The organism is Paenibacillus sp. MMO-177 (assembly GCF_037147795.1).
Lineage (GTDB): Bacteria > Bacillota > Bacilli > Paenibacillales > Paenibacillaceae > Pristimantibacillus.
Genome location: NZ_JBBCUR010000060.1, coordinates 1 through 214, shown reverse-complemented (window position 1 = coordinate 214; position 214 = coordinate 1). Strand labels below are relative to the sequence as shown.

Here is a 214-nt window from a genome sequence, read left to right as displayed (position 1 = left end):
CCGGTGACAAACCGGAGGAAGGTGGGGATGACGTCAAATCATCATGCCCCTTATGACCTGGGCTACACACGTACTACAATGGCCGATACAACGGGAAGCGAAACCGCGAGGTGGAGCCAATCCTATCAAAGTCGGTCTCAGTTCGGATTGCAGGCTGCAACTCGCCTGCATGAAGTCGGAATTGCTAGTAATCGCGGATCAGCATGCCGCGGTG

1 rRNA gene is annotated in these 214 nt (G+C 55.1%); it reads left to right on the top strand.

From position 1 onward, the window contains the following. Nucleotides 1–214, top strand: a 16S ribosomal RNA gene (locus WFK81_RS30890); the annotation flags it as partial.